The organism is Lactobacillus sp. B3795, assembly GCF_026535805.1.
In the GTDB taxonomy this organism is placed as follows: domain Bacteria; phylum Bacillota; class Bacilli; order Lactobacillales; family Lactobacillaceae; genus Apilactobacillus; species Apilactobacillus kunkeei_C.
This window is the reverse complement of record NZ_JAFNPE010000001.1, coordinates 69,543-94,584: the sequence shown is the minus strand read 5'-3', so window position 1 is coordinate 94,584 and position 25,042 is coordinate 69,543. Positions and strand designations below refer to the sequence as shown.

Genomic DNA, 25,042 nt, shown 5'->3' with positions numbered 1-25,042 from the left:
TAATTTTTCGTTTATATTTTCTTTACACCTCTAATTATATGTATTGTGAATAAAAACACAATAATTTTATTTGTCCTTAAGATAAATTTAACATTTTATATATTAACAGTAGTTATAGAGCCTTCTAACTTTGTGTAACATCTCACTGATTTGACAAATGTATAAAAAAGCAACGGAATTATTCCGTTGCTTAAGCTTTTAAAATAGTAGATCTTTCTTACCTTGCTTACGATTATAGACAAGTAGTGATAGATATGATGATACAAGGCCAATTACAAAAATCGCAATTGATAAGATATCAACCGTATTGGATGTTGCTGTATTGGCATAGATTGAATGCATTGAAAAAACAAATGAGGAGTAATCCATCGCCGCATGAAGCAGGATAGATACCCAGATATTTTTACTTACATAGTAGACAGTCGCTAATACAAAACCTAACCCGGCTGCGTAAATTACTTGGTTGGTAGTGTCCCAGAATGGTGATACAAAGTAATTCAACATGTGAAGAGAGCCAAAGACAATACTTGAGAAGAAGATACTCTTCATAACTGGGTATTTCTTAAAGCCCTTTAACATGGCACCCATCATGACACCACGAATAGAGATTTCTTCAAACATCCCCACAAACAAAGCTTCAATCAATCCAATTGCAAACGCTAAAACGATGTTGAAGGCATTCATGTGGTATAAAAGACTCTTCCATACGATTGTGTCGCTGGCGACTGTGATGTTCATAACGGTTAGCACAATCATTAGCCAACCATCTTTAAACATGTGCATGTAGCCGCCCTTTTGATGTAAGACGTCAATCTTCCATTCACGTTTAGCATATATCAATAGCGCAATCGCAAATACCGCTCTTAGGATTCCTGGATCCATTTGACCAATCACCTTATGCGCGGTGGTATAAATGTTGAAATTGATTGAGGTCATCCCTACAAGATTCAATGCAATAAAATCGATCAGCAATACCCAAAAAGTGATTGCCCACATCTTTCTTAATTTCATATTATTTCCTCGCTTTAATTGATGAAAACATCATAACACACAAAAAAAGAATGCCAAAATGACATTCTTTTTTATTTTTAACAAATTAATTGCGATAAATTAAATGTTTTTTACTCTGCTCTTACTGTCTAAGAAATAAGTAGCGTCATCAGTTTTGATAGTCTTATTCTTAGCAATAATTTCACCCTTCTTATTGGCAACATAGTTAACACCATTAACTACAAACTTACCAGTTTGTAATGATGAGAATTGTCCACCATAATATGAAAGAGTTTTGTTCTTATTCACAACAAACTTGTCTTTAGCTTGTACTCCATTGTTGTAGAAGAAAACGTGGATTCCATCAATAACTTTGTATCCTCTAACAAAGTTACCGTTTTTATCTGCATAGTACCAGTTTCCATTATATTCGAAGTATTTGCTTATAGCTTCATTTCCAGAACCTTGTTCAAAGTACTTTTTGTGTCCCTTAATTACTTTAACAACATCCTTTAGTTGGTAACCATTATTATCGAAGAATTGTTTATTTCCATCAACAACAGTGTAACCTTTGGCACTCTTTCCATTTTTATCCAAATGAATGATTTGGCCATTATTGTTACTAAAGTAATATCCTTCTTCTGTAGCCTTAATTCCGTTAGATTGGTAATAGCTTTGAACTCCATTTTCATCCATTACGAATCCATCTCTTAAATTAACACCATCAGGTAAGAAGTAATAGTCATGTCCATTGATTACTTGATAACCAGTAACGAACTTACCTTGAGCATCAGCATAGTACCAATTTCCATTTCTATCTTTTACAAATGAATTTGTAGCAGTGTATCCACCTGTTGAAGTATATGATTTTTGATCATCAGAAAGACCATATTGGACATTTTCACCAAGGATTTCTTTTGGTAAGAATGCTGCATAAACATCTTTATTGTTAGAGTTAACAACAGTAAAGTATTCTCCACCAAAGGCATTACTTAAGACGTATTCTGCACCTTTTCCTTGAATGTTCATACCATTTAGATACTTAGCTTCCCAACTCTTAATTTTTACGGAAGGATCAATTCTCTTACCAGTAGAAATTTGCTTCATTTTGAAAATGCTTGGGTATTTTTTCTTTAGAATGTTCAAGAACTTACCACCATATTTAGCTTGGTAATCTTGACCATTTCCTTCTGAAAATACTTCATACATCAAGTTAATTAAATCAGAATTTGAACTAATTTTTCCAACACTATTAACTCTAGTTGCGTTTACAATTTGTTGGTTAGGCAATGAGTATAGTTGATCAGGAACAAAATCAGCTAAAACCTTAATTCCTTTAGAATGAAGTGAAGATATTGCTTTAACTAATTGATCAGCTGTTCCATACTTAGTTGGTTTATTAAATCCAAGATCGTATCTATCGTTAAACGCATAACCATTTTGAACAGTTGAGTCTAAGAAAGTTCCATCATCAGTTGATCTATATTGCGGTGCTAGTTCAACATTAGTAATACCTAAATTCTTAAAGAAATCACCCTTAGTTGAAAGAACAACATTAGTATATTGCTTTTTGTTCTTAGCAAAACTTTGGAAATTTGAGAAAGCTTCAAAAATAACATTAGAATCTAATGCTGCATTAGAATGATATGATTTGCCATCCTTATTAACCTTTGAACTTGGATCAGTTCTTACATCTTGTTTTGATGAAGCCCCGACAGGAACCCACATTGATAGATATCCAGATACTTGAGGGTTTGAGTAACCCTTAATCTTTGATCTAGTTAAAGTTAAGTATCCCTTTGAGTTAGTATGAACGACTTGCTTTCTAGCTTTCTTATCACTGTTATAAACAGTAATACCCTTATTTGTTGTATCTAGAAGAGGGCGATATGCTTGATTTTTATGAGCAGCACCCATGTAAATAACAACTTTATCTTTTTTACCTAACTTTAAGTTCGGATTATTACTTTCAACTACTGCAATACCGGATGTTCTGGTTAAGTTAGTTCCTTTTGATTTTCCTGAGTTAGCACCCTTACCAAAACGTACAGAAACTAAAACATCATCGTTTCCATTATTAACCTTAACGGTGCTCATTGATTGTCCACCAGAAACATATTTGATTCTGCCTTTTAGCATTGATTCAATAGAAGAATAATATGGTGTTTTCTTAGCCATAAATTGACCGTTATCGGTATACATATCACCATAGTAAACTCTTGGAATTGTATCCTTATTAGTTAATAGTAAAGCGTATGCGGCTGGAATATTGTAGAAAGTATATTGCTTATTAGCACTATTTTCATCAGCATTATAGTATTTAAAAGCTTTATTAATTTGTTCTAGATTTGGATTACCAGCACTTGGATCTACCTTATCTGTCACAATCTTACCAACAATAGCTTGTACACCGCTATCGTGGGCTCTAATTATTGAATAATTAGGTAAATTTTTATTGTATTTTGTATCATTGCTTCTATTTACAAGACCAGCATTAATTAAAGTAGATAAGTTTGTTCTCTTATCAGGAGATGCAGTCAATGCGTTTTCCATTGCATCTTTGAATCCAGCATCAATAGTAATTTGATCAGAACCATGATCCTTTAGGTAGTATGGATCATTGATACTCCAATCTTCAAGAATATTCAAATGTTGATTGGCTTGTTTATCACTCTTGTTAATGCCGTAAGCGTCTCGATAATATTTACCTAGTATGTTTAATATATCGGCATCCATATTATCTACGGCATCAACACGCATTCCATCAAAATTAGCCTTATTATTTTTCTTATAAATGCTACCGAAGTTCGTAAGGTAATAAATCCAGTTAAGAGTTTCAGCTTGAACTACAGGATTTGAGTTATCAACATCGTCACCTAGTAGGAATTCATATCCAGCATAACCAGTTTTTTTGTAATTAACTTTTCCGTTTTGTTGAGTAGGTGCTCTATTTAGTAATCTGTAATTAGAATTAGTCTTTGTATTTTGACTATTGTTATTAAATAGTAGAGTCCCACCCTGGAATCCATCGTTATAATCTAGATTTTCACTCTTAATATTCCATTGATCTTGACTTTTCACAAAATTGTTAAATAGAGTTTTAATCGAGTCAGTTTTACCATTATCAGCTTGAATCTTCTTTTCGATATTTAGTCGAATTTGTTGTGCAGCTGAATTTAAATCAGAGTCAGTACTGTTATTATCAAATGTTCCCGAAATTAAACCTTTACTGCTCATGTAATTCAAGTAATTAATTTCAACCGTTTTACTTGGCCACCAAACACTCAATAGAGGTCTTAAATCATTACTATTTGATGATCTCCATTCGTTTTGATTTACCTGAATTTTCTTTGGACGATACCAAGAATCAGCGATAATAAAACCATTTGTATTAGTTATACTACTTGAGTCTTGGTTATAAATGGATACATTATCTGAAGTTGTTATGTTACCACTATCCATACTAGGTTTATGAGTTGTTAACGCACCATCATTTCCAAAGTAATAATCCTTATTACCATCCCTAATTACTTGTGCTCTAACAGCAACATTGTTTTTATAGTAATAATCTTTTCCGTCAATTTCTCTTATGTGAGACTTGAAATCTTGTGATGCATCCATTCCTACTTTAGGATATTCCACGTAATTATTACTTTGTGGTTGGTTACTACCCTCGTTAGATTGTTCATTGTTTGAAGAAGTAACATTTTGCTGATTATTTACATTACTTGATTGTTCTTTATTACTATCATTTAAATTTTTTTGATTGTTATCAGCTTTTACTGAATTATCTGAAGCAACATTTTGTTGTTCATTATTAACTGATGAAGGTACTTCGTCAGAAGCCTTCGCATTAATATCCATGCTATTTGATTCCTTCACACCTAAAATAGCTAAGGTTAATGCAAGAACTGATGCAGAAATCCATTTTTGTCTCAATTTAGAATTTCCACTTTTATGGTCAGACGCGTTATGACTCATTAATAATCCCCCTAAAATATAATTAAATCCAAAAATCAAAGATACTATTATTTACGTTTATTGAATTTTGAAATGTATGAATTTAATTGTTTTACTGATGCTTTTAAATCTCTCAAAGTCTTTGAAGCTTTTTTGTATGTTGCTTTGTTTTTCTTAGAGTTGTATCTCTTAACTGCTTTCTTAGCAGCAGATACTTTCTTTGCTTCAGCCTTTACAGCTTTTTTCTTGGCACCTAATTGTTTCTTAACAGCCTTTAAATCCTTGGCACTAACAACTTTACCTGTCTTAAAGTTAATTGTTCCGTTCTTTCTTACATTATAAGTAACAGATTTAACTTTGGCAGTTCCAGATGTCTTCATCTTTCCACTACCGTCAAATGAGTAGTAACGTCCTGAAATTTTGTGAACTCCAGATTTAACTTGACTCTTGGCATTTAACAAGTATTTACCTGCAGGAGTAACAACTAACTTATTAGGAGCGTAAATGGTACCGTTCTTAATAGTGATATTCTTACCCTTGTACTTAAATGTCTTAGTTACTAATTGAGCATTTGATGAGTTGAAGTATGAAATTGTTTTATTTTTGTTTACAAGAATCTTATTTTTAGCTTGAATACCGTTGTCGTAGAAGAAGTACTTATTACCATCAATTGTTTGGCGACCCTTAACGATATATCCTGCCTTATTAGCATAGTACCAATTATTCTTGTAACTAAAGAATTGTTTCTTGGCAAGATTTCCAGATCCGTAGGCGAAGTATTGAGTACCCTTCTTTGTAGTTACCATACCATCTTTTAGTTGGTAACCATTTTGATCAAAGTATTGAGTAACCCCACCTGTGGTCAAAAATCCTTTGTATACATATCCAGTTTTATCAATGTATACAACTTGACCAATGTTATTACTTACATAGTAACCAGATGCTTGGGCTTTAACCCCATTTGATTGGTAATAAGTCATTGTGCCATCACTATTCTTAAGCATAGCATCTCTGACGTTCATACCATTTGGTAGGAAGAAATATTGGTACCCGTTGATAATTGTTGGCTTAGTTACAAAATTACCTTGAGCATCAACATAGTACCAGTTACCAGCATCATCCATTAAGAATGAGTTGGTAGCAACGTAGCCACTTGGTGTGATGTATCTTTGTTGACCATCAATAGTAGTTAAACCATAGTTAACACTTTGACCTAGAAGTTCCTTAGGTAATACAGTCGCTTGGATTCCAGGGTTATCTGATGTAATAACAGTGAAGTATCCAGCACCGTATGAGTTACTTAATACGTATTCAGCACCACGACCTTGGATGTTAGAACCGTTTAGGTACTTAGCATCCCATACCTTAATCTTAGTTGATGGATCAATTGTCTTACCGGTTGATACTTGTTTAGTTGTAAACAAGTCTGGGTACATCTTTTGTAGATCACTTAAGAATTCTCCACCATACTTAGCTTGGTAATCAGTTCCTGAACCTTGACTGTAAGAATCATATAGCATGTTAATTAGGTTAGTCTTGTTATTAAGAACACCTAATTGGTTTACACGAGTTGCAGAAACAACTTGTTGTTTTGGCAACATGTAAAGTTGATCTGGAACAAAGTCCATCAATACCTTTAGTTTTTGTGCATGCAATGCCTTAATTGCAGTAGTTAATTGTTCAGCAGTACCGTACTTAGTTGGTGTGTTAAATCCTAGGTCATATCTATCATTGAATGAGTATCCATTTTGAACAGTTGAATCTAGGAATGTACCATCAGTTGTTGAACGATATTGTGGTGGTAATTCGATGTTAGTGAATCCTAATCCACTGAATAATTTAGCATTTTTAGCAATTACAACGTTTGAATATTGTGATTCCTTAGTTGGCATGCTTTGGAAGTTAGAGAATGCTTCAAAGATAACATTTGAATCTAATGCGGCGTTTGAGTGGTATGACTTACCATCCTTAGTAGACTTTGTACTTGGAGCAGTTCTAACGTCTTGTTTTGCAGATGCGCCAACTGGTACCCACATTGATAAGTAACCAGATACTTGTGGGTTCGCATATCCCTTAATAGCTGAACCAGTAAGAACTAAGCGACCCTTTGAATCGGTGTAGATAACACTCTTCTTAGCACTCTTATCAGTAGCATAAGTAGCAATACCCTTCTTAGTTGTATTAACTAATGGTCTGTATGCTTGGTTCTTGTGGGCAGCACCCATGTAAATAACAACCTTATCCTTCTTACCTAACTTAAGTTTAGGATTGTTACTTTCAATCACAGCGATACCAGATGTTCTAGTGTGCTTAGTACCCTTAGCGGTAACAGAGTTAGCACCCTTACCGAAACGAACTGATACTAATACCTTGTTCTTACCATTGTTAACGGCTACGGTCTTCATAGCTTGACCACCAGCTACATACTTAACTCTACCCTTTAGCATTGCGCTAATTGAGTTGTAGTATGGTGTCTTAGTTGCCATAAATTGACCGTTATCAGTGTACAAGTCACCATAGTAAACACGTGGTGTTGTATCCTTATTGGTTAACATTAGGGCGTAAGCAGCAGGAATGTTGTATTGTGTGTACTTCTTATTAGTACTCTTTTCATCAGCATTGTAAATCTTAAATGCTTTGTTAATTTCATCCCAGGTTGGGTTCAATCCATTAGCGGTTGGATTAATCTTATCTTGAATAATTTGAGCAATAATAGTTTGTACACCAGCATCATGGGCTCTTACGATTGAATAGTTAGGAATAGCAGTATTGTATGTGCTATCTTTTCTTCTATTAACAACACCGGCTGTGATTAACTTAGCAATATCTGTACGGTTCTTAGGATCATTATTTAACACGCTTGATAGCGCATCCTTAAATCCACCATCGATGGTCATTTGGTTAGAGCCTTTGTCTTTTAGATACTGAGGATCATTAGCACTCCAGTCTTCTAGGATGGCTAAATGATCATTAGCATTTTTATCATTTTTGTTGATTCCATATGCATCTTTGTAGTAACCAGCAATGATGTCTAGAATATCTGAGTTCATGTTATCAACGGCATCAACACGAACACCGTCAAAGTTAGCATTCTTATCATGTTGGGTGATGCTACCGAAGTTCATCATGTAGTGTAGCCAGTTAAGCGTTTCGGCTTGAACAGTTGGGTTTGAATTATCCACATCATTAGCTAGTAAGAATTCGTAACCTATGTAACTAGTTTTGTTGTAGTTCAATACACCATTTTGTTGAGATGGGTTTCTATTGATTAGACGGTAGTTAGAGTTAGCATTTGGTGTTTGAGCATTGTTACCATATACCAATGAACCACCTTGAAAACCATCGTTTAAGTCGTAGTTTTCACTAGTCATGTTCCATTGTGATTGAGCATTTACAAAATTAGTGAAGATTGACTTAATCTTATCAACGCTACCGTTGTTTGCTTGAATGTTTTTTTCGATATTTAATCTTACAGTGGCAGCTGCAGCATTCAATTGATCAGAAGTATTGTTTGAATTGAAACTACCAGAAACTAATCCTTGTTGGCTCATGTAGTTTAAGTAATCAATTTCTACTTTTTGTGTTGGCCACCATACACTTAATAGTGGTCTAAAATCATTTGAATTTGAGTCTCTCCACTCGTTATCATTTACTTGAATTTGCTTTGGACGATACCATGAATCGGCAGTAATAAATCCATTAACATTGGTGATATTCTTATCATCTGCTGAATAGATAGCGGTCTTGTCTGATGCGGCAATGTTACCTGAAGCAAACTTACTTGTTACGTCAGTTAATGCACCATCAGGTCCAAAATAATATACAGTTGAGTTATCAACAACTACTTGTGACTTAAGCTCAGCGTTATTATCAAAGTAGTAAGTCTTTCCATCAACAACTTTTGTATGTGCCTTAAATTCATCTGAAGCATTTGAAGCAATAGTCTTATTGTTTTCAGATGATTCGTCAGTAGCAGCAGGTGCTTTTGAATTTTGTTGTTCATTTGTACCAGCAACTGTTACAGACGATGAATCAACTGTTGACTTAGTTGTTGCATTAGAAGTTGCTGTAGATGATGGCGCAGCTGAAGAAACTACAGTTGAACCGCTTCCACTATTTGCGTTTGCATTAGCACTTGAAGAAACAACTGAAGATGCGACTTGTCCTGATGTACTTGGTACTGAATTGCTACCTGATTGAACGTTAGCGTTACTTCCCAATTGAGTAACAGCACCACTGCCTTGTTGAGTCACTGTTGGAGTTGTGTCAGCTTTAGCAGATACATTACTGTTAATTCCTGTTAATGTAATAACAACGGCTCCTGTCATAATTCCGGCAGTAATCCATTGTTTTCCAGATTTATACATTTTAAAATGTAATTTTCTTTCATTGTTACTGAAATTCATATTTATCCTCCATATAAATTTTGATATACGACAAGGGAAATTATATCAAAAAAAAATCAAAAAAATAAGGCGTTTTTAATATTCTTTTAAGTTTTTTAATATTTGGCTCTAACCAAAATAATCTTCTTATAATAAGATTTATGAACAATCTGTCTAAAAAACCTCTTAACGAGATTTCGTTAAGAGGTTTTTTATTTTTTTATTTAACGTCTAGGTTTACATCGCTAAAGCCTTGGTTAAAGGTTGCTCGCCACTTTCCTTTGGTTAGGTGTGGAGGTAACAGGAATGTTCCTGATGATACCCTTTGACCTGCCTCTAGTCTTAGATCTTGTTCATCTAGTTTTTTGACTAGCCATTGAAGAGCATTCAGTGGATTACTTAGCACTTCTGATGAAGTTCCAGTCGCCACCTCTTTACCGTCATGGGTTAGAGTAGTTGTCACGTTCTCTAGGTTTTCCAGTGAGAAACTGTTGGTATCGAATTCCTCTCCGTAGACTACGTATCCGCCGACCGCGGCGTCTGACATGACCATGTATTTAGACAGTGATGGGAACCAGTCAGAAAATCTTGAGTCTGGAACCTCGACTCCTGAGGCTACAGTGGTCTTATTGGCCAAGTCCTCTAGGCTATCTGTTGGTAATAATGGCTCTTTGGCCTTAAAGACCAGCTCTACTTCCGCCAGTGGATCCATTAGTTCACTGTTCAGTGATAATGATACCGGTGATTGAACAAAGTGTGATTTAACTTGAGCTCCGTATAATGGTTCATTTGAATCGAACATGTCTTGGGTTTGCTTACTGGTCAAACTGACTTTGTATCCTCCCAGCTCCTCATTTTTTAGCTCCATTAATCTTCTTTGAACTCTATATGATGCCTCTTCGTCAGACACCATGTCTTCCCATTCATCCATCTTCAATGGCTTCTTGGTCTTGTATGCTTCAAATAATGCGTTTGCTAATCTTTCTTCGGTTGCGGTTAATTCTAATGTTGTAGTTGTCATAATAATACGCTCCTTTTCTAGCAGCGTACCTTATCTGGTGACGCTGCAATCCAAAATAAAATATTAATCTGTCCATCATCTAATTCACTAATCGGTAATTGCATTGTCACCACTTCCTTTCCTAATCCAGATTGATAAATAAAAAAAGCGTCCTCAAACCCATACTTAATATGGGTCTAAGGACGCTTCCGCGTGTTACCACCTTTAATTTAATAGTCTAAAAAGACTATCCTCTACGTACGGATAAAAATCGATACGCTGTCAACTTAACGGTTGCTACCGGCGCCACTTACTGTTGTTTCAGTGGGCTAACTAAAGAATGATAACTTTTGATCAGCTTCGTTATGCTGTCACATCAACCCAGCACTCTCTTGAAACGATTCTGATTAGTTGTTCTTATAATCGCTATTTATTTATCTAATTGACCCTTATTATAAGAGCTCAATTAGAAAAGTCAACACTTTTTAATTATTTTTTAATAAAAGTTTTCGTATAGTTCCATTGAGGACCAGCAGTGTTGTGAATAACATCTTTTACGTAGCTCTTTTGTAAGTAGTAAGTTCTTACTTGATATAGTGGAGAAATTCCTTGATCATCGTTCAGTTCCTTACTTGCATCGATTAGATCTTGCCAACGCTTGCTTGCATTATTTGCATCTGTAGTGCCGGCCTTCTTCAATAGTGCGTTGAACTTAGTATCGTTGTACTTACCAAAGTTGTAAGGTGTGTTTTGTTCAGGAATTTGTAGGAAAGTGATTGGATCTTTGAAGTCACCACCCCATGATGATAGGGAGATTTCAAAGTTACCCTTGGTTAGGTTATCGTTTGCTAACTTACCAGGGATTGTTCTTAGGTTTAGAGTGAAACCAGGAAGAACTGATTCAAGTTGAGCCTTCAAGTATTGAGTCGCAACCGGAGTGTTGGAATCGTCAGTTGATGCCATTAGTGATAATGACACGTTCTTGATGCCTAATTCCTTTAATCCCTTTTCGTAATATTGCTTAGCTAACTTCTTGTTGTAGGCTAATGAGTTCTTGTCACCTTGTTGGTCAGCGAAATCCTTGCCTGTCTTCGGATCATTAGCTAGACCATAAGGAACGAATCCAGTAATCTTCTTGGTGTTAAAACCTAGAATACTTTCATTTAATTGATCTCTATCGATTGCTAAAGAAATCGCCTTACGAATGTTTTTGTTATTGATAATCTTTCTGTTTTGTTCGTCAGGATCATTAAAGTTGTAACGTAAGAATGTAGTCATTGAGTATGAGTAATCATGCAATTCTGAATTATTCTTGAAGTTCTTTAATTGTTCTGATGATAATGCAGTCACGTCAATCTTACCTTGGTTGTAAAGGTTCAAACTAGTAGTTGGGTTAGCTACAACGGTGTAGTTAATCTTCTTTAGTTTGATATCCTTGGCATCCCAGTAGTTATTGTTCTTTACATATGACCAAGTATCATTGGTTCCGTTCCATCCCTCAATTGAGAATGGTCCAGAGTAAACCATGTACTTAGCGTTAGTTCCATACTTGTCACCATACTTCTTAACAGTAGCTTGATCTTGTGGTCCAAATAAAGGATATGCCATCAAGGTCTTGAAGTATGCGATTGGTTTAGTTAACTTAATTTGAACTGTATGTTTGTTAAGCGCCTTAATCCCTAACTTATCAGGACTCATCTTACCGTTAGTAATAGCTTCACCATTTTCAACATCGTTAAATAGGTATGAGTATTCGGCCTTAGTTGCTGGTTTGACAGTACGACGCCATGAATATACGAAGTCATTGGCGGTAATGTCCTTGCCGTTGCTCCACTTGGCATCCCTTAGCTTAAATGTCCATGTCTTACCATCCTTACTAGTCTTAGCACTTTGTGCTAAATCTAGTGTTGGTTTCCCATCATCACCAAGTTTGTAAAAACTACTAAACGCATTTCCAGTTGATCCGTAACCGGTAGATGTTGAAATATCTAAGGTACTTAATTGTGATGTGGCTGCTAAATTCAATGTTTGTGTCTTGGCATCGTTGCTACCTGAATTATTACCACATGCTGCTAGCGTTACCCCTGCTAACGCCGTCATTGCTGATGCTACTAATAACTTTTTCATATTTTTCACTCCTATGTGTTTATATGTGTTCAATCAAAAGAAAAAGACCACTGCCCGAGGTTAACAATAATGTTAGCCTCAAACAGTGGTCTCTTATTCGTATAACTCAATTTTTATTAATTTCTGTCAAACTATCTCGAGTTACACGATTAAAAAGGTTACCACATTTGTGCTAACGACAGTTTGACAACAACATGAAATTAAAAATACGTTCTTCAAATGGATAACCTTCTTTCGTACAGATTGATTACCTTGAATAATACACACTTACAAATGAGAAGTCAATGATTAATTCTCATTATTTTTTAATATAAAGTGAAAGCACCTACTTTTTCATTGCTCTATCAGTAAAAGTTGTATACTATGAAGTAGCAAAGTAAACATGAGAAGGAATGAAAAAAATGAAAAGTACATTTTCAAAAATTGTAATCGTCATTATCTTGTTATTCATTGCTATCATCGCTGCTATTAGTATTGCTACCAAGAATAGTAACGTTGATTCCACATTGAAGGCAGTTAACCAAACCGTTGCTGTAACAAAACAAAAACACGATGGTAAATACGAACTAGTTGTCAAAAATGATCAAACCAGTCAATACAGTTTCCCTCGTCTTGATTCATTGAAAAAGGATACCTATAAAAAGGGAACTAAACTAACATCTACCAAGTTAGTCCAAGATGAACAAACAAACTTCTACAAAATTAACGATAATACTTACGTGTTATCTTCCGATGTAGACGTTAAATAAAAAGAGACCTCCAAAGAGGTCTCTTTTTTAATTATGGATTAATAAACGTGGGACAAAGTCCCTGGAATAAAGTAATCTATCTTCTCTTACCTATTCATCAATTAATATAACATCTGTTGATTAATTCCCTAAAAAACGTCGATTATTTTAGGATTAGTTTTTAATGCTACTTTATAAATTTAAGATAATAGTTTTAAATGTTTTAAAATAAAAAGCTAATGTAACAGCAACATACGTAATGACGTATGCCATCAGGCTAATCCAGATATTACTGATGTGGCTAATGACAATGAATGCAAAAGCCATGATCATCAAGTAATAGAAATTCTTAATGAACTTCACTCCAGATTCCGCGTTCATAAACCATTCGAGTGTTAGATACCATATCATTAATAATGGAATTGATAATAGCGCAATCTTAAGCGTACTATGACTCAATCTAAATCCAATGTAGTAAACAGCAAAATCAAATACTAAGTTGGCTAATGAGATATAGCAGAAGTCCTTAATTTTCTTCGCCATGATGTAGTCATTGAATATATAAGACTGCACAATACAGGTAATCCCGACTCCCGGAAAGACGATACTTAAATATTGAACAGATTCACTATAACTAGCAATAAAGTTGTTAACAATCCAAGCGATTGGATAGTATGAAGCAATGACGAAAAAGACAATTGCGTTCATGACTGCCATGTTGGAATCATGATTAGATACAACCGCTGATTTCCCCGCCTTTTTCATGTACGGTAACATTACCGAAGAAACGGCGTTAAACACTGTTAATAACAAGGCAGCTAATGAATAAGCAAATGCATACTTACCGTATTCACTAACCTTAAAAAACATTGAGATAAATTGATTATCAGCGTTAACCATCACCATCGTAATTTGATACGATATCATAATTGCGAAACCAACTCTGAAAAATACCCGGATATTTTTAAATTGGCTACCCATTGTTTTTCGTTCACCCAATATAATTTTCTTATATCTGACGAGATAGTAGCAAAGTAATATAAACACAGCAAAGTTCATGTAAAACATGTAGTAAGTGACGTTTACATTGAAAGCTGTAAATTTATATAGGTACAAAGCTAATAGTAAAAAGAATAGATTGATAAATGATTGAAGTCTTGCGATAGATGCCAATTCACTGAATCGCATAATACACTTAGAGAAGAACTGAAAGTATGTTAGTGCGTTCAATAAGAATGAATATATAGCAATCGCAATAATGATTTCTCGATTAATTTGCGGGATATTGATTAAGCATGCAAAGATACTCATCACAATGCTTAAGAACAACTCAAATATTAACAAGAACAACGTATAAGTTCTAAACTTCTTAAACGAGATATCCTCTAGTCTTTTACCAGCATTTCGAATTAAAATCCCATCGATAAAACCGATGTGAAGCAATGGTACGTACGTCGTATATAGTGAGAATATTTTATAGTAACCATATCCATCATGGCCCAAGATAACAGGCGTAATAAATGATGATAAGACACTAATCATCAGTGATATTAAGTTACTGATCATTAGATTGATTATATTTTTAACAAATCCCTTATTCATTTATCCTTTTACACCTACATTCTTAATGAAAAATACTTATTCTGCGTTTGAATCTCTCAATTCCGGTACTTTAATCTTAACTAGGATAAATGTGACTAATACCACTAAGGCACTAACGTAGAAGACCACATTGTAATCCCAGATAGATGAAATAATACTTCCCATTAATGAACCAATACAAATACCAACAGCTTGAGCACCTTGGTTTAGACTAAATGCCATCCCTGTAGATTCTGATGGTGTTCCTTTTGCCAACAATGTTTGTACAGATGGAAAAATTGCTGCATTTGAAACCCCAGTTAGGAATCTGAATACACCAAAGAATAGTACTGTTGGCGCAAATCCTTGAGGAAAAATAAATAGAATTGCCAAGATGAATCCAAGCGTTAGGATTTTGTTGGTACCATATCTGTCCCCTAGTCTTCCGAACCAAGGAGAAACCAGTACCATCCCAATACCTGGCATAGCAGCAACAATACCTGATACAACTGATACATTTCCAGAGTTATTCATTAACTCCTTAACGTATAAGGTAATCAATGGATTAATTGAGTTGTTCATAATTTGAAGCGCAATTGAGATAATTAAAATCCACACAACAAAGTGTGTGTTTGGAAAACGCTTGATGATTTTAACAAACGATTCCTTCTTTTCTTTTAGCTTAGCTGGATCTGGCTTGAAGTGTTCTTCTACGAAGAAGTAAGTTAGTAAAAAGAACGAAAATAATAGTAATCCCGTTACCATAAATGAAACACGAATACTCAATAATCGTACTAATAAACCACCAAAAATTGGTCCAACTAAGAATCCACTTGTGTATCCAGTTGATAGCCAACTTAATGCGTAACCTGTCTTATTTCTAGGTGTACTAGTTGCAACCAAAGCGATTGAGTTAGGGATAACTCCGTCAAAGAATCCTTGTAGACACTTTAGGATTAGAAGTTCCCAAACATTAGTACAAAACGCCATTAAGAATAACGTAACAGCTGAACCGAATGATGTTTGTAACACCATTCTTTTTCGACCATGACGATCCGCAAATCGTCCCCACATGGCCGATGTAAAAATTACGACAATAAAAGATGAAGCATAAACAATTCCACTAAGTAGTGAAAGTTGGCTCTTACTAAAATCTCCTAGTTCCGAAATATATAGCGGTTGAAATGGAATAACTTCACTAAAGGCAATTCCAGTTAGGAAAGTACCAAATAGCAATATCCAAAGATTCTTACGCCAGTGTTTATTATCGTCCAAAATTATTCCTCCTCTGTTTAAAGCAATTGTCTATAATAACATATACCCAAAGAAAAAATAATACCCGATTATTGTTTCATGCTAATTTTATTTACCATGAAGAATGAACAGATAATTGGTAACAATGCATAGTAATCAATTAGTGTTGATTCAAAGCTACCCTTGAAGATTAGCGCAATTAAAATGATATACAAAATATAGCAATTAGCCTTATGTGCGTTAACGAATGACTTTGCGTATATATATGTATAAATTAGAGAACCGATAATACCAGTCGAAATCAGGTTATAAACGTATTGGTTATCTACCCATATTGGATTTCCCTGTGCAAAATCACTAACGTTGAATAGATTAAATCCGAATATCTTAAAAGCCTCATTTTGGAGGAATAAACGGTTGGAAGTTAAATCGTTTAACTTCACGAAAAAGGTACTGAATTGATCATAGTAGAAAACCACCATGACCGAGGTTAAAGTCATAATTAATAGAATGAAAATTCCCAATAATGGCTTAAATGATTTGATATTCTTGTTGAATACAAGCGGAATAATTAGTAACACCATTAAGATAAATGCTACTTGTGAACTTCTTGAATCTGCATATACGAATTCAATAAAGAATCCTGTGATAAACATAAGTAAGAACCAGAATAGATTACTGATTTTCTTTAAGTTTTGTAGACGTCCCGTACTATAGAAGAAAAGTAAAAATGAAATCAGAATGTATAGGCAGTACCCACCAAATGAATTAGGATGGTTAAATCCTAATGAACTTCTGATGGTGTCCCCTCTTGGAACATATACATCATATTGACTGGGAAAAATACCACAGAAAAACATTATTAAAATCGAAGCAATACAGGCAAGTCTGGTGACAAAATCGACCTTAATAAATTCCTTAAAGCTGACCGATTCACTATTCATGATTAAAAATGACAGGCAAATAATCTGAAGATTAATCGATTTAAAACCAATCATATCAAGCAAAAACAAACCAGCTAAAATGATTAGGCAACTCATTTTGAGTCGATCGTTGATGTTTAACAATAAAAGCGTGGCTTGCAAAACAATAAAAATGGCAATTCCAGCCCACCAAATCATTTTTACATATCCGGGTTCTGGAAGTTGATCAACACTATTAAATTCACTGTACATATATAGCATTGATGTAGCCATTAAAACTATATACGAAAAAAGATATAATCGTTGTTTTATTATGTCTATCGTACCCACGTTTATTCTCCTTTATTAGCTAAGTAGTCTTTAAAGGTGTCTGTGATTACCGCTTCATCATCAATCTTTCTACCAAATGCATACTCGGTATTAACGACTTTCTTTAGACGATCAACGTCATCAGTAGTAAAGACATATGGTTTACCATGACCATTAAGCCAATCGATATAACGGCTAGCCATCGCACTTGATCGAGTCATTCTGTAATCATCAGAATAGTAATCATACTTTTCAGTAAGACCTTTTGGCTTCAAATCACGCAAGATGGTTTGAATAAAGAATTCATCACCAGTAAATGTGTTCTTAAACATCTTGAAGTCCTTGAAATCAAGCACTCTTTTGACGTATTTAATGTCCATTGAGAACCAGTTACATCCCTTTTCCAATATTTTGTGCTTCAATCTATCAACACCTAGGATTGTATTGATATATTCAAGATTCTTAATAATCATGTAGAATCTAACACCGGTCTTTAGTTTCATGTATCTAATTGGGTAATAGTACTTGGCACGGTTATAAATTTGTCTGTCGATATAATCTAGAAAACCAATTGCATATGGTTTCTTTTCAAAGTATGACTTGAAGTAATCTGGGGTCATTAATGGCATGTCGTTTGATGAAATTAGGTGGACATAATCGTAACGATGAGTATTGTAGACTTGTTCTAACATCATACGTTCAACCATTGTTTGGGTATCTGTACCCCAATAAACCTTGCGGCGATTTTTAATAAAGTAGATTTGAGAGTGAACACTCTTAAATTCTGGAATATCAAATTTCTTATCCCAATGGATAAAAAAATCAATTTCTGGATCATCTAATACATCGATGGTGTTTTGAACAATCTTGCCGTCTCCGTATCCCATAATCATAACTGCGTGTTTCATAGTTTCCTCCCAATCTTAATCTTTCAATAATGACGCTAAGTCGTCACCGTCGGTTACATTGTGCGCAAAGGCATAGTCTGAATTAACAACTTTGCCTAGTTCGTCTCTGTCTTCATCAGAGAATTGATAAGCATTTTCATCGAACCAATTAATCTTTTTAGTTTTTACATAGTTAGCGTATCTAGCTGAATCACCGTAAGCTTTCATCAAGTTAAATCGATTAGAATTCATTGTGTATTCAGGATTGTTAGTCTTTAAGTTCTTCAATGCGGTTTGCGCAAAGAAGTTCTTTGGATTAATGGTATGACGATAGTTATCAACCTTTTGTTCATCTAGTTCGGTTACATATTCTCTTGGTAGTGAGAAGTAAGGACATCCCTTTACGACATCTTCACTAGCAATTCTTTCAACACCAAACAAGTGGTTTAATAACATGCATACTTTAACGAATGGAAAAGCAGTCCATACTCTTTGGTAGTTAAAGTTGTTAAATGGGTAGTAGAAAGCTAATGAATGTTGATCTTGAGAATCGGAGAATTCTACAAACCCTAATTTAACCGGTTTACTTGCGAAGTAATCCTTGAAGTATTGTTTGGTCATCAATGGAAAATCATTGGATGAAATTAAATGAAAGTATTCATAATCACCCTTCAACGCTTGTTGAATTAGTAATTTTTCTTCTGCTAATTCAGCAAAAGTTTGAGCATGTACCTTCTTATTGCATCCCACAAAGGTTAACTTGGAGTTCTTGGCGGTTAAACTACCGTTGTTTTTAGCGTAAATATAAAAATCGATATCTTTATCATCAAGTAGATTGATTGTTTGTTGTAAAGTATCAAATCCACCATTATTCATAACAAGAATTGCTTGTCTCATTTCTTAATCAAATCCCTCTTACTATATAAGTCTTATTAATCTCTTCAATTTAGCTGGCACCAATAACTTGGCGGCTGTTAGTACATTAATATATTCATAGTAAATTGGTAAGTTAAAGTCATAAATATATTGATGCACTAATCTAATGGTATTCTTGCGATCTAAAAATCTAGTGTTAGTAAATGACTTGCTATATTCCACTAGCGGTCTCTTGATGTTGGCACCCTTATAGCCATTCTTGTATAGACGCATCCATAGTTCGTAATCTTCCACTCTTAAGTGGTTAACAGCTTCAGAATAGCCACCAACAGCTTTGATTACTGAAGCTCGCATCATAATTGATGGATGTACATAGGGATTTCTCTTAATCAAGTCGAATTCGTCTGGATGACTTGGTAAATCAGTGACTAGGCTATGATCATCAAACACTTCATCAGCGTTTGAGCCCACAAAACTATATTCAAGGTTATCTTGTAAAAATTTCAATTGAGTTTCAAATCGATCTGGCAATGAGAAATCATCATCGTCCATTCTAGCGATGTAATCACCATTAGATATGCTAAGACATCTATTTAAAGACTTTTGCAGTCCCATGTTGTGCTCGTTTCTGATTAACTTCACACGATCATCTGACTTGGCAATCTTTTGTAATGTGGCATAGGTATCGTCGGTTGAACAATCATCACAAATGATAAATTCGATATCTCTGACTGTTTGTTGCAAGATTGATTCAACTGATCGACTAATCTTCTGACCACGATTATAGGTAGACATAATTACTGAAATCATTTCGTTCTCCTTAAAACTATCCCTCATAAATTCTGCTGTATCCCTGTACGAAGGAATCCTTTGAATATAGACATTCCACGTCTTTGCGTGCCATTACACCCTTATACGAGTTTTCATCTCTTTTGACGCTTGCGCATTGCTCGTCAAATTCATCAACGGTGTTAAATTTAAAACCATTAGTGTCATTAATCACTTCTGAATTACCACTAACATCGGTGACAAAGCATTTTTTTCGTAAGGCCATGGCTTCCAATAACACGATTGGAAGACCTTCCCACTTAGATGTCAAAATAAAGTTGGCATATTCTTGAATGCTTTTCATCACTTCTTGATTGGAAAGCCACCCTGTTACTTTGATATTGGATGCTGATAGTTCATCTCTCATTGGTCCATCACCGATCCAAATAAATTGCCATTCAGGGTGTCTTAAAGCGATTTGATTAAACAATTTTGGATTCTTTTGTTCGTTGATTCTACCAACTGTGTAAAACACGTTCGTCAACGTGTTAGAATCACTATTCACAAATGAATCAATGTAATCCAAATCCACACAATTATTTACATACTTAGAATTCTTATCAATCTTTTTGGCATACTTATATTCACCACTACCACAAGCGATTGTCGTGGTATTTAGCTTACTCAACAAAGATTCAATGGCGTAGTATATATTTCTTTTTAAAGGCGATTCATTACCCATCAAAAAAGAGTAACCATGTGGTGTATAGAAGAATTGGATGTTTTTCAAACTACGGAAATTGAATAGTTTGATCATTCTACCAATGGCACCAGCTTTTGATGAATTCAAGTGGACGACATCTGGTTTGACGTCCAATATCTGCTGTTTAACTTCACAGTATGCCCTGTAATCGGCAATTGGACTAACAGCACGTTGGAAATTCTTTACTTCGATTAAGTTAACTCTGTTATCAAATAGCTCTCTCAAGTTATCAGGAGTTTGTTGTCTAACTCCATAAAGCAATGTAATATCATTGCCCTTTTTCGCTAGTTCATTGCATAAAAGTAGTAGGTATGAGAGGACTCCTCCGCCGAGTGACTCTACAACATACATAATTTTCAGTTTTTCTTTCTCTCTTCGCATAAAATCTCCCTGTTACTAATACGCTTCGTTTGGATAAATCATAATCCAAACCGTCTTAAAACAAATCTTCATATCTAACAAAAGACTTGCGTGTTCAATGTAATCAATATCTAGCTCTACCATTTCATCAAAGTCTAATGAATTTCTTCCGCTCACTTGCCATAGACCAGTACAACCAGGCTTGACCTTTAGGCGCTCCTTATCATGTTCACTGTATTGAGCGACTTCTTCTGGCAAAGGTGGTCTTGGACCAACAACTGTCATATTACCCAATAACACGTTGATTAATTGTGGTAATTCATCGATACTATGGCGTCTAATGAAGCACCCTACCCTAGTGACTCGAGGGTCATTGCTCATCTTGAACATGGCACCGTTAACTTCATTTTGTTCGGTTAATTCTCTTTTCTTAGCATCAGCATTTTGACACATTGATCTGAATTTGTAGATTCTAAATGGTTTTCCATCCTTACCAATTCTTTCTTGTGTGTAAAAAATGGGACCTCTATCATCTAAATAAATACAGAGTGATACCACCAATGTTAGTGGCAACGTAATTAGTAACGCAAATAAACTAGCAGCAATATCAAATAATCTTTTAACAGTAAGGTAAAAATTACTATAAATATTTGAATGCTTTTCCATTTCTATTTAACCTACCTTCTCTATTTCCCAAAAAGCTTCTTAAAGAATTTAGAAGCTGTGCTTTCTTCCTTGACTCTATCTATATTCCCTATTTCAATTGTTTCGCTGTTCCAAACCTTTTCGGCATTTTGTTCATATTGCATGGCAAAGTCTTTGCCCTTCTTTTCTGCCAAACGGTCAAAGGCTTCCTTCATTCTAAAACGACGACCTTCCATGTTATGGGCATCGGATGAAAACATGAACCCAAGTCCAGCATCGACAATCTTGTCTGTAAAACGTTGAATTGTTGAACCAAAGCCACCAACATAACTGGTAGCGGTGATTTGAGTTAGGCATCCCTGACTAACCAAATCAAATAAGATGTCTGGATCTTGTTGAATTCCGTGATTACGTTCCGGATGAACGATGATTGGAATAATCCCCTTCACCTTTAATTCAAAAATCATGTCTTCTGCATATTCAGGCACCCCACTATGTGGGAATTCAAGCATCATGTACTTCTTATTGATACCGTCAGCATATAACACGTCGTCTTCATCAATGTCTTTCAAAAGGTCACCATTGATGTGAACCTCTTGACCCGGACGTAACTCAATGCCGATATTGTTGTCGTTAAAAGTCATTTGTAAGTTAGCGACTTCTTTTTCGATTTCTTTTCTGTGATTTATATATTCGCCATCCATGTGATGGGGAGTTAGTAGGATTTTATTGATTCCCTCTGATTTGGCTTCCCTTGCCATATCCAAAGCCATACTAATAGTCTTTGCCCCATCATCTACAGATGGCAACATGTGACAATGTAAATCAATCATTTAATAACTCCTACTTTGAATAATAGTAATAGTAATCGTTGGTGATGTTGTCCTTAGACATGTTCATCACACCACCTAGGATGTTGGCGTTAACCTTCTTTAGTTGTTCTACGGCCATCTTGGCACGTTTCTTTTCTGCCACGCCTTGTGGTAATACGAAAATAGTACCGTCAACAGTAGTAGAAACGATTGATGCATCAGTCATTGTGTTAACAGGTGGTACATCAACAATTACCAAGTCATTTGGCTTGTTAAACTTGTTGATAATATCAATAATCTTGCGGTTTCCTAGTAATGCAGATGCATTAGGTGGAATCGGACCACTGGTAATTACGTTTAAGTTATCAATTGAAGTGTATTTGATAGTGTCTTCAATTGTTGAGTTACCAGATAAGATTGTTGATAATCCCTTTTGGTTGCTGACGTTAAAGCTTTTGTGAACCGTTGGTCTTCTCATATCAGCATCGACTAAAACAACGTTTCTACCTTGCTTGGCGTAAGTAACGGCTAAGTTAGCACTGAAAGTAGACTTACCTTCTGAAGGATCACTTGAGGTCACCATAATGCTCTTTAGTTCACCATTGATGTTGGCGAATGAAATATTAGTCATTACAGTTCTGAATTGTTCAGATACTGATGAAGTTGGGTACAATTCAGCAACCAAATTAACCCCGAATTTGGAACTGTCATCATTTAATTTTTTCTTTGGACTCTTATTAAATAATCCCATTACACTCTTCCTTTATTTCTTAATTTGTTTACTGATGGTTTGCATGTCAATATCACTGATTGTTCCTAGGTTAATAAGACCCAAGTCCTTTTCGATAAAGTCAGTCGTAGATATTGTCTTATCGTTGAATTCACTTAATAGTGCTAAGAACATTCCTAAGATAATACCAACCAGTGCACCGGCTAGTAGGCTAATCCCCTTCTTAGGGAAGATTGGCTTCTTAATTTCTCTAGCCTTTGAAATAATTGAGACGTTATTGACATTCATAATGTTCTTGATTTTTGATTTGAATGTAGAAGCAGTAACGTTAGCGATTCTAGCTGCTTGTTTTGCATCGTGAGAAGTAACGTTAATATTAATAACTTGTGAATTTGTGTCAGTTGAAACGTTTAATTCACTGTCCTTATAAATCTTGTTACCAACCTTATGCTTTACTGAATTACCAACTGTTTGACTGCTCAAAATACTCTTATATGTATTAACTAGTTGCAAGTCGGTAGATTGAATTTGTTGTTGTTCAGCTGCTTGAGCGTCACGATCCAATCTTTGGCTAACGATAATTTCTGATGTCGCTTGGTATTTTGGTTTAACGACAAAAAATACTCCGATTGCAAAAACCAATACTGTAATTACAACCGTAGTAATTATCAATTTGATATGTTTAGACAAAATGCGAAAGATTTTGTTTAATTCTTCTAAAGAATTAGTTTCTTGTTTCTCCACTATAAAGCACCCTTCTATTAGTTATTTTAAATGTCTTCATTAAGTAAACTATAAACAATTGTTCATTATATCACCTTAAAATCGCTAGAAAAGGGAACTTGACAAATATAACTGTAGTCTAATTAAGATTTAAACGTTTTATAACTCAATTTAAATTTTCCCTTTTGAACAAATGTACAAAAAAAGATACGACAAAAATCTCGTATCTTTTTTATTTTTTATTTAATCTTTTAAACTTTCGTTGATTAGGCTAGAAATTCTGTTTTGTTCAGTACCAGAAACATCTTGGAATGATACGCCGTCTAGCATTTCACCAGTTCCATGTGCGTAATCACTCTTAATGTTTTTATTAGTCCCTCTGTAATGCAATGCTAATTGAAGCATGTCGCTCATGGTCAAATTAGTTTTCAAGTTATGAGAAATTGAGTTCAAAAAGTCAGAATTAATCACTGTTTTGTATGAGATAGCCTTCTTCATTAGGGCCTCCAATACTAATCGTTGTCTACCTTGGCGACCATAATCACCTTGTGGATCTTGATATCTCATGTTGGAGAACCACATTGCTTTCTTTCCATCCATGTGTTCTAACTTACCCTTAGTGTAGTGTTGACCTTCATAGCTAAAGGTTAACGGAGAAACAACATCAACTCCACCAACTTGATCGATGGCCTTCTTAAGTCCACCTAGACTCAAAGTAACGTAATAGTCGACTGGAATGCTGAAGTGACTTTCGACAGCATTAATTGCTTCTTTGGCACCACCATAAGTGTAGGCAGCATTAATTTTTGATGGTGAGTATTGTGGGAAATCAGGTAAATTAACCTTCATATCACGTGGGATACTTACCATTGTGGTTGTATCGGTCTTTGGATTTAAGGTCACAATCATCATACTATCTGTACGACCCTTGTCACTTCTACCATCAAAATCGGTATCGGTACCCATAAATAGTAATGATACTGGTTTTTCAGACTTCAAAAGTGAATCGGCATCCCTAACCGTCTTCGCTCCAGAAGGTTGATATACTGCATCGGCAGTCTTCTTAACTGTATGGTAAGCAGCAAATGCACCTACTCCCAATAATACAATCAATAATCCAACAATCCATAAAACAACTTTTTTCCAAGTCTTCATGTGTTTCTTGGATGTGTTTTTGTTGTTTCTTCGACTCATGTTTTCGTCGTTATTCAAAACACTCAC

18 protein-coding genes are annotated in these 25,042 nt (G+C 35.0%); 1 reads left to right on the top strand and 17 read right to left on the bottom strand.

The window, feature by feature from the left end:
• Positions 1–198: 198 nt before the first annotated feature.
• The 5 genes from J3U50_RS00435 to J3U50_RS00415 form a co-directional block, all read right to left on the bottom strand.
• A complete protein-coding gene (locus tag J3U50_RS00435; RefSeq protein ID WP_263506552.1) occupies positions 199–1,011 on the bottom strand; it encodes a CPBP family intramembrane glutamic endopeptidase in 813 nt (270 codons plus the stop codon).
• Between the two features lie 99 nt (positions 1,012–1,110).
• Complete coding sequence (locus J3U50_RS00430) at positions 1,111–4,971, bottom strand: glycoside hydrolase family 70 protein (RefSeq protein WP_301945337.1); 3,861 nt, start codon at positions 4,969–4,971, stop codon at positions 1,111–1,113.
• Positions 4,972–5,018: 47 nt separating this feature from the next.
• Positions 5,019–9,356 carry a glycoside hydrolase family 70 protein gene (locus tag J3U50_RS00425; protein WP_301945336.1) on the bottom strand — a complete coding sequence of 1,446 codons (4,338 nt, stop codon included), beginning with the start codon at positions 9,354–9,356 and terminating at the stop codon, positions 5,019–5,021.
• Between the two features lie 199 nt (positions 9,357–9,555).
• Complete coding sequence (locus J3U50_RS00420) at positions 9,556–10,356, bottom strand: 2-keto-4-pentenoate hydratase (protein ID WP_053796927.1); 801 nt, start codon at positions 10,354–10,356, stop codon at positions 9,556–9,558.
• 468 nt (positions 10,357–10,824) lie between these two features.
• On the bottom strand, positions 10,825–12,462 hold the full coding sequence (locus J3U50_RS00415) for a peptide ABC transporter substrate-binding protein (RefSeq protein ID WP_301945335.1): 1,638 nt from the start codon (positions 12,460–12,462) through the stop codon (positions 10,825–10,827).
• Positions 12,463–12,863: 401 nt separating this feature from the next.
• On the opposite strand from J3U50_RS00415, the gene J3U50_RS00410 reads away from it, so the two are divergent.
• The gene (locus tag J3U50_RS00410; RefSeq protein ID WP_053792079.1) at positions 12,864–13,211 is read left to right on the top strand and encodes a hypothetical protein; all 348 of its coding nucleotides are present in this window, start codon (positions 12,864–12,866) and stop codon (positions 13,209–13,211) included.
• 171 nt (positions 13,212–13,382) lie between these two features.
• Here J3U50_RS00410 and J3U50_RS00405 read toward each other — a convergent pair whose 3' ends face one another.
• The 12 genes from J3U50_RS00405 to J3U50_RS00350 all read right to left on the bottom strand — a co-directional run bounded on the left by J3U50_RS00405 (position 13,383) and on the right by J3U50_RS00350 (position 25,042).
• Positions 13,383–14,792 carry an oligosaccharide flippase family protein gene (locus J3U50_RS00405; RefSeq protein WP_301945334.1) on the bottom strand — a complete coding sequence of 470 codons (1,410 nt, stop codon included), beginning with the start codon at positions 14,790–14,792 and terminating at the stop codon, positions 13,383–13,385.
• Between the two features lie 36 nt (positions 14,793–14,828).
• Positions 14,829–16,046, bottom strand: coding sequence for an MFS transporter (locus J3U50_RS00400; RefSeq protein ID WP_053792082.1), 1,218 nt, complete (start codon positions 16,044–16,046; stop codon positions 14,829–14,831).
• A gap of 68 nt (positions 16,047–16,114) precedes the next feature.
• Positions 16,115–17,221 carry an O-antigen ligase gene (locus J3U50_RS00395; protein WP_301945333.1) on the bottom strand — a complete coding sequence of 369 codons (1,107 nt, stop codon included), beginning with the start codon at positions 17,219–17,221 and terminating at the stop codon, positions 16,115–16,117.
• Between the two features lie 59 nt (positions 17,222–17,280).
• Positions 17,281–18,165 (bottom strand): beta-1,6-N-acetylglucosaminyltransferase, encoded by an 885-nt coding sequence (locus tag J3U50_RS00390; protein ID WP_301945332.1) that lies wholly within the window; start codon positions 18,163–18,165, stop codon positions 17,281–17,283.
• Between the two features lie 15 nt (positions 18,166–18,180).
• Positions 18,181–19,041, bottom strand: a complete 861-nt coding sequence (locus tag J3U50_RS00385; RefSeq protein ID WP_054608471.1) for a hypothetical protein — start codon at positions 19,039–19,041, stop codon at positions 18,181–18,183.
• Between the two features lie 21 nt (positions 19,042–19,062).
• Entirely contained in the window at positions 19,063–19,830 is a 768-nt protein-coding gene (locus J3U50_RS00380) for a glycosyltransferase (protein WP_054608472.1), read from the bottom strand.
• A 16-nt stretch (positions 19,831–19,846) separates the two neighbouring features.
• On the bottom strand, positions 19,847–20,932 hold the full coding sequence (locus tag J3U50_RS00375; protein WP_301945331.1) for a glycosyltransferase: 1,086 nt from the start codon (positions 20,930–20,932) through the stop codon (positions 19,847–19,849).
• Between the two features lie 15 nt (positions 20,933–20,947).
• Positions 20,948–21,577: a sugar transferase gene (locus tag J3U50_RS00370; protein WP_054608474.1), complete on the bottom strand. Its 630-nt coding sequence runs from the start codon at positions 21,575–21,577 to the stop codon at positions 20,948–20,950.
• 20 nt (positions 21,578–21,597) lie between these two features.
• On the bottom strand, positions 21,598–22,389 hold the full coding sequence (locus J3U50_RS00365; protein WP_301945330.1) for a tyrosine-protein phosphatase: 792 nt from the start codon (positions 22,387–22,389) through the stop codon (positions 21,598–21,600).
• A 10-nt stretch (positions 22,390–22,399) separates the two neighbouring features.
• A complete protein-coding gene (locus J3U50_RS00360; protein WP_054608476.1) occupies positions 22,400–23,119 on the bottom strand; it encodes a CpsD/CapB family tyrosine-protein kinase in 720 nt (239 codons plus the stop codon).
• 12 nt (positions 23,120–23,131) lie between these two features.
• Positions 23,132–23,842 carry a YveK family protein gene (locus tag J3U50_RS07315; protein ID WP_054608477.1) on the bottom strand — a complete coding sequence of 237 codons (711 nt, stop codon included), beginning with the start codon at positions 23,840–23,842 and terminating at the stop codon, positions 23,132–23,134.
• 222 nt (positions 23,843–24,064) lie between these two features.
• Positions 24,065–25,042, bottom strand: a complete 978-nt coding sequence (locus J3U50_RS00350) for an LCP family protein (protein ID WP_301945329.1) — start codon at positions 25,040–25,042, stop codon at positions 24,065–24,067.